The organism is uncultured Capnocytophaga sp. (assembly GCF_963525585.1).
Taxonomy (GTDB): domain Bacteria; phylum Bacteroidota; class Bacteroidia; order Flavobacteriales; family Flavobacteriaceae; genus Capnocytophaga.
Genome location: NZ_CAURLX010000008.1, coordinates 65,396 through 71,746, shown reverse-complemented (window position 1 = coordinate 71,746; position 6,351 = coordinate 65,396). Strand labels below are relative to the sequence as shown.

The window sequence follows — 6,351 nt, the reverse complement described above, 5'->3', positions numbered from 1 at the left end:
AATTGTCCTCTAAGTTCAGGTAATGGAAGGTAACATCGCTTTGCTTGCGCGTTTTTATCCAGAAATCAATCATAAAAGGTTTTACTACGGTAGGGAAATCCTTAGCTGAGGTATTGGCAAACTCCACAAATTCCTTATCAGGGTGCTTGATACGAGTGATTTGCGTCCAAAGAGGCAAAAGTTCCTCAGTAGGTTGCACTTTATCCGTAAGACCTATATAATACTCAATAGCAGGAGCGTAGGCGCCCTTGAGCTTGTGGGCTTTTTCTTTGGCTACTGCCGAGACTTCCTTAAAGAGCAGTCGGTTGCAAGCCACTACCAAGTCGTGGAGGTCGGGATTTTTACCTTGAGCCTCGTATTGTAAAAGCCTATCCATCAGCACCTCTGCCTCTATATAGAAGGGGGCGTGTGTAGGGGTGGAGAGAAAAGGGTGTCTGTTTTTCTTCTTGCGATTCTCCAACAGATGTTGAGCTTTGTGATATAGATAGGGGAGGGTGGAGAGGAAGAATTCTTCTTCCTCCTTGCTCAGTTTCTTTTTATCCCCTGTCCAACGCTGTAAAAACCAACGCAAGATGGGCACTGAGGCAATGCCGTTCCAGTGTCTTTCTAATTGCTTGAGGTAAGGTGCCAACTGCTCCTTGAAGTCAGTAGGGAAGTCATCTTGCAATTGGTTAAAGCCCTCAAAGAAAATGTCAATAGTCTGGGGGGTACGCTCACGGAGGCAGTCGCCCAATAAGAATAATAGGGCTTCGGGAGTCGTGGGCGTTTCAAGCCTTGCCGCATAGGCTACTCTCACAGGATTTTCCAAAGGGGGACAATCCATAAGTTGAGAGGAAAGATTATTGTTCTGAATAGGCGTAGGACTTAGGGTTGAGAAAAGTTCTAGAGCTTTACCTTTTAGATAATCCTGATAGGGTACTACTACTTCTACTAATCCCTCTCCTCCAAAATAAGTCTTTAATAAGCTTGCAGCCTTCTCTTGGAGTTTGGCATCGGGCACAGTAAAAAGTACCGCTAATTGCTCGCGATAGTCAGGATTGGTAGGGGCTTGTTTCTGGTAGTGTTTTTCTAAAATATGTAAACCTATAAGCTGTGATTTAGCTATCTTTTGGGTAGTAAAGCAAAGCGCAAAGTTATCGGTGAAGGCTTGGAAGTCAAAAGCCTTTTCGCTGGCAATTTGCTGTATATGCTTAAGGGCAAAGTTGATGAGGTTAGTGTTGCCTGTACTGAGCAAGGCAAAGAGGATTTGCTGGCAGGCGAGGAGTTCCTCTGTAGTAGGTTCTAAGAACTCAACCCAACGGCAGTGCCAATTGAGATGAGGTTTTTTCCAAGGGTTGAGCAGGCTCTCCAAAAGTTCGGGGATGTACTTTCTATCGAATACATAGCCTTGTCTTTGCAGATGTGTAAAGAAAGCCTCCCACGGCTTGGCATCGTTGAACATTTGGTTTTCATAGCAGTGCAAACGCCTAAAAATCTTGTCGTGGAACTCTTGGTCGTGTAGCACTAAATCGGTATAACGGACTTTTTTATCATCATAGAGATAGGTAGCAGTGATATTTTTAGTAAAAAGTGCCTCATCAAAAGGAATTTCTCCCGCCTTATAAAGTACCCAATAGGTTTCAAACGCAATAAACTCTCTGTCTTCAGGTTTTACGGAGTGGTACAAATCCAAGATAAAGCGATACTTTTCCTCTTGAAGGATTTTGGGGAGGATATGTAGCGCTTTTGAGTTGCTAAATAAGCGGGAACTTGTTAGATAATAGCCACATATTTTGTGAATACTGAGCGTTTGGTATTCTTCCACACTTCGGGTAAGGAGGAATAGTGCTATAATAAACTCGTAATCGGAATTATTAGGCGGTTGCAAATCAAACATACCTTTATCCCAAAAAGATTCTTTAAGTCCCCATTTAGACTGTTGGAATTCCTCTAATAGGGCAAGGCGCTCGTTATCTGCTAAGTTACTGCAGAAGGAAAAGAGAGCGCTTAAATCGTGAGTAGTAATCAGTTTTTTTAAGTGTTCAAGCATAAGGGCAATTTATTGATTAGTAGATAAGGAAAGAGTAGAGTGCGTTTTTTCAGAGAAAATTTTCCTTAAGTAAGGATAGCTTCCTTTTATGTAGAAAATAGAGAATCTTTTATTTTTTCTTATTTCTAAGAATTTGAAAAATAAATGATTTATATTGGATAAGACTCTAAAAATTAATTTTCAAAAACATTTAGAGCAAGTGTAAAAGTTATTCCCTCAAAAGTTGCATTCTCTCTGAAAGGGAGCGAATAGCCTATATGACCACTGAGCATATTTAGAATGGAAAGTCCTATACGAGGCTGTATAGCCTGGGTATTGACAGAGATTCCTGCGCCCAATATTATTATACTTGCTTCAAAGCCTACTTCTGGAATTAGCTGAACTTTAGAGGATGTAGGATTAGCTCCTATATGGGTACCCGCATAGAAAGTTCCAGCCGTAGGAATGGCTATAAAATAACCATTTCCTTGGTCGGAATAATTGAGTGAGGCTCCCACAAAACCTAAGTTATGAGAACGATTGGTATGAGTGAAACCCAATCTCATTCCCCAACTGTCAAAATCCTGTGCTTTGCTCAATAAGGGAAGGAATAAGCATAAGAATAGTATTTTTTTCATATATTAGGGATTCATGAATTGACTAATTGGTAGATCGTTTTAGGTAACGATTAAAAAGATATATTAGGATAGCAGTAAGTAGCCCCAATCCAAAAATAATGTACCAATATCTATTAGGATGATAGGTGTTCCATAGTAAGTCGGTAATCTCAGTGGCGCTCATATGTAATTTATCTTGAGCCTGCTCAAAGTATTGTTTTTTGCTTAAGCCTTTGGGCATAGCTATGGCACGCTTGTTCATTTCCATTTGTAATAGAAAGTGCTTATCAGACCACTTATCATACATATTTCCTGTAAAAAAACCTGTAAGATAGCTTCCTAAAGCCATAGGCAAGAAATAGGTTCCTTGGTAGAGAGCTTCCTTACCCTTGGGAGTGATCTTGGCAATAAAAGCCGATATGGTAGGGCTTACAGCTATTTCACCTACGGCAAAGAGAGCCGTTCCCAATACAGTAAAGGTAACCTCCTTGAACATAAAAGTAAGAGTAACTCCAATGGTCATCACTATCGTCCCACGAATCATAGCAGATACCTGATCCATCTTCATCACGAAGTAGGAAATTGCCATTTGTGTGAGGATAATCATTACACAATCAATATTCCCGAACCATTCAGCTTTTATCTGTCCATTTTCGGTAAAAGTACTTCCGAAAAAAGGAATATTTTGGTTAATCCAATTACTCTGGAGAGAAGAATCCACCCAATCTTCTATAAAATTAGGTAAAGTGTAGAATAATTGGTTATAAACAGTCCAAAAACCAACCATAAGGAGTAGTAATAAGGTTAGTTTTTTATCCTTGAGGGCTTCTATGATATTTTGTAAGGAACCTTTTATCTCAGTTAGCAGAGGTATATTATATTTTCTTTCTATTTTAGGTTCTTTGTAGAAAAAAAGAATTACTAAAAGATTAAAAAGAATCACTACAGTAGCCTGTATGAAAATGACCTTCCAGCCCATTGTAGTACGTAAGTAAGAGGATACACCAGGACCTAATAATCCTCCAATATTCCCAACCATATAGAAGAAGCCAAAGCCTAAGGTACTATTACCCTCATCAGTATGGCGTGCTATAATCCCTTGTACCACAGGGCGAAAGAAACTACACCCTATAGCAGCCAAAAGAAAAGCAAAATAGGTATCCCAGTAGGAGGTTGCTGTCCCCATCAGGTAGTAACCCCCAGCCATAATTAGACAAGAAATCAGCAGAGAGAGCTTATAACCAATTCTATCAGCAATGACCCCAAAGAACAAAGGTAAGAGAAATAGAATAGCGGTAATTTGGGCCATAATATTTCCTTTTTGGGTATGGGTGAGTCCTAAGCCTCCTTCATCAGTACCTGCAACCAAGTAAAGTGCCAGCAAAGAGAAAATACTGAAATAAGCCCAACGTTCAGTGAGTTGTAGAAAATTCCCTACCCAAAAAGTAGAAGAGAAAGATTTTAAGGTTTGTAAATAAGATCTTTTGTTTTCAGACATCAAAATACTATTTTAAAGAGGGCAAAAATACTACTTTTTTATCAGATTCAAAATAAAAATAGTTATCTCTTTACCTTTTTAAATAGAATTTTGTTTTTTAATAGTATATTTATTATAAATAAATACGGATATAGCTGTGAAAGCACCCATTGCAAGTACTATATACCAAAGCCTATTGGGCTGATAAGTATTCCAAAGCATTTCAGTGATTTTACTATGGGACATCTGTAATTTTTCTTGTGCATACTCGAAATATTGCTTCTTGGTGAGTCCTTTAGGTACTACAATATTGCGTTTGGCTAACTCAAGCTGTAATAAAGAATATTTGTCTGACCATTTTTGGTACAAATCTCCAGTAACAAATCCTGTAAGGTAGTTGGCTACAGCCACAGGTAGAAATAAAGTTCCTTGATAGAGAGCTTCTTTTCCTCGAGGAGTGATTTGTGCAACATAAGCATAGATTGTAGGACCTGCAATCATCTCTCCTACAGCAAAAATAACAGTTCCTATGATGGTGAACCATACATTGTTAAAAACAAAAGTGAGTACGACTCCAAGAGTTGCAATGACTGTTCCACGAATCAGAGCGCTGACCTGCTTCATACGCATCACCATATAGGAAATGCTGACTTGAAGGAAGATAATCATCACTGAATCAAGATTCCCGTACCATTCTGCCTTTATCTGTCCATTTTCAGTAAGGGTAGTTCCTAAGAGAGGTAAATGTTCGTTAATCCAATTACTTTGTGGAGTAGAATCTATCCAGTCTTCTATAAAGTTAGGTAATGTATAGAAGAGCTGATTATACACCATCCAGTAGCCAACCATAAGAACTAAGAGTATGGATAACTTCTTATCCTTGAGGGTATCAATAATACTATGGAAAGAGCCTTTTATTTCGTCTAGAATAGGGACGTTATACTCTCTTCTTATTTTCTTCTCTTTGTAGAAAAATAATACAACAAGCAGATTAATAAGGATTACAATGGCTCCTTGTAGGAAAATAATACGCCATCCCATAGAGGTACGCAAGTAAGAAGATAAAGCAGGACCAAAAAAACCTCCTATATTTGCCATCAGGTAAAAAAGCCCAAATCCCATAGTGTGTGTGCTCTCATCTGTAGTACGAGCAATAACCCCAGAGACTACAGGCTTGAAGAAACTTCCTCCTATAGCCGCAAATAAAAAAGCTAAATATATTGCCCAATAGCTACTAACAGTTCCCATCAGATAGTATCCTATCCCTATGATAATGAAAGAGATAATCAAAGAAAGCTTATAACCAATTCTATCGGCAATAACTCCAAAGAAAAGCGGTAAGAAGAACTGTATAGCGGTTACATTGGCTAGTATATTTCCTTTTTGTATATGGCTTAATCCGAGCCCTCCCTCATCAGTAGAGGCTACCAAATAAAGACCTAAAAGAGCAAAAACACCGAACCAAGCTCCTCGTTCCATAATCTGTAAAAAATTTGCAACCCAAAAAGTAGGAGAGAAGGAGCTGATAGTTTGTAAAAAAGACTTTCTATTTTCTGACATTTTTATATAGGATTTTTATCAAACAAAATTACTATTATTTCTGGAAATACAAAAGCAAATAATTTGTTAAATAGAAATAAATATTTTTTAGATAGAACAAATATCAGTATTTTTGTTAGCTTAATAGAAAGAGAGAAACACTTATGATATTATCAGAGAAGAATACTCAATTAATAATCCTTGATATACAAGGAAAGCTCTCCCAGATTGTATATGAATCGGAAAAAATATTACAGAATAGCCAAGTCCTAGTTCAGGGTTGCCAAAAGATAGGAATTCCCATTATCTGGCTAGAACAAGTTCCTGAAAAATTGGGATATACACATCCAAGCATAGCTGAACTTCTCACAGAAATCTATCCTATTGCTAAAAGTACATTTTCTGCTTATGGGAATGAGGCTTTTCGCTTACAACTACAAGGAAATCGGAGAAAACAAGTACTACTAATAGGTGTTGAAACACATATATGTATTTATCAGACGGCGGTAGATTTGCTCCTACAAGGGTATGAAGTCTTTGTGATAGCAGATGCCGTTTCTTCCCGAACAGAAAGTAATAAAACAATTGGGCTTATGATGTTACAGAATGAAGGAGTTAAGCTCCTAAGTACGGAAGCAGCTCTTTTTGCTTTATTACAATCTGCGGAACATCCTCATTTTAAGGAAATTGCTAAGTTAGTAAAATAAAAA

General features: G+C 38.0%; 5 protein-coding genes. 1 reads left to right on the top strand and 4 read right to left on the bottom strand.

Annotation, left to right across the window (positions count from 1 at the left end):
* From RYK20_RS03520 to RYK20_RS03505, 4 genes are all read right to left on the bottom strand, one after another.
* Positions 1-2,029, bottom strand: a 2,029-nt coding sequence (locus RYK20_RS03520; protein WP_314894441.1) for a DUF6493 family protein, incomplete at its 3' end; no start/stop codon positions are given.
* Positions 2,030-2,202: 173 nt separating this feature from the next.
* Positions 2,203-2,646, bottom strand: coding sequence for a hypothetical protein (locus RYK20_RS03515; protein WP_314894440.1), 444 nt, complete (start codon positions 2,644-2,646; stop codon positions 2,203-2,205).
* A gap of 22 nt (positions 2,647-2,668) precedes the next feature.
* Positions 2,669-4,123, bottom strand: a complete 1,455-nt coding sequence (locus RYK20_RS03510) for an MFS transporter (RefSeq protein WP_314894439.1) — start codon at positions 4,121-4,123, stop codon at positions 2,669-2,671.
* Between the two features lie 78 nt (positions 4,124-4,201).
* A complete protein-coding gene (locus tag RYK20_RS03505) occupies positions 4,202-5,662 on the bottom strand; it encodes an MFS transporter (protein WP_314603791.1) in 1,461 nt (486 codons plus the stop codon).
* Between the two features lie 143 nt (positions 5,663-5,805).
* Here RYK20_RS03505 and RYK20_RS03500 point away from each other — a divergent pair, with 143 nt between their 5' ends.
* Entirely contained in the window at positions 5,806-6,348 is a 543-nt protein-coding gene (locus tag RYK20_RS03500; RefSeq protein ID WP_314894438.1) for an isochorismatase family protein, read from the top strand.
* The last annotated feature ends 3 nt before the right edge of the window (positions 6,349-6,351 follow it).

Bases quoted from the DNA above. Each gene is read 5' to 3' on its own strand.
- RYK20_RS03515 (WP_314894440.1), bottom strand. From the start codon at position 2,646: ATGAAAAAAATACTATTCTTATGCTTATTCCTTCCCTTATTGAGCAAA.
- RYK20_RS03510 (WP_314894439.1), bottom strand. From the start codon at position 4,123: ATGTCTGAAAACAAAAGATCTTATTTACAAACCTTAAAATCTTTCTCT.
- RYK20_RS03505 (WP_314603791.1), bottom strand. From the start codon at position 5,662: ATGTCAGAAAATAGAAAGTCTTTTTTACAAACTATCAGCTCCTTCTCT.
- RYK20_RS03500 (WP_314894438.1), top strand. From the start codon at position 5,806: ATGATATTATCAGAGAAGAATACTCAATTAATAATCCTTGATATACAA.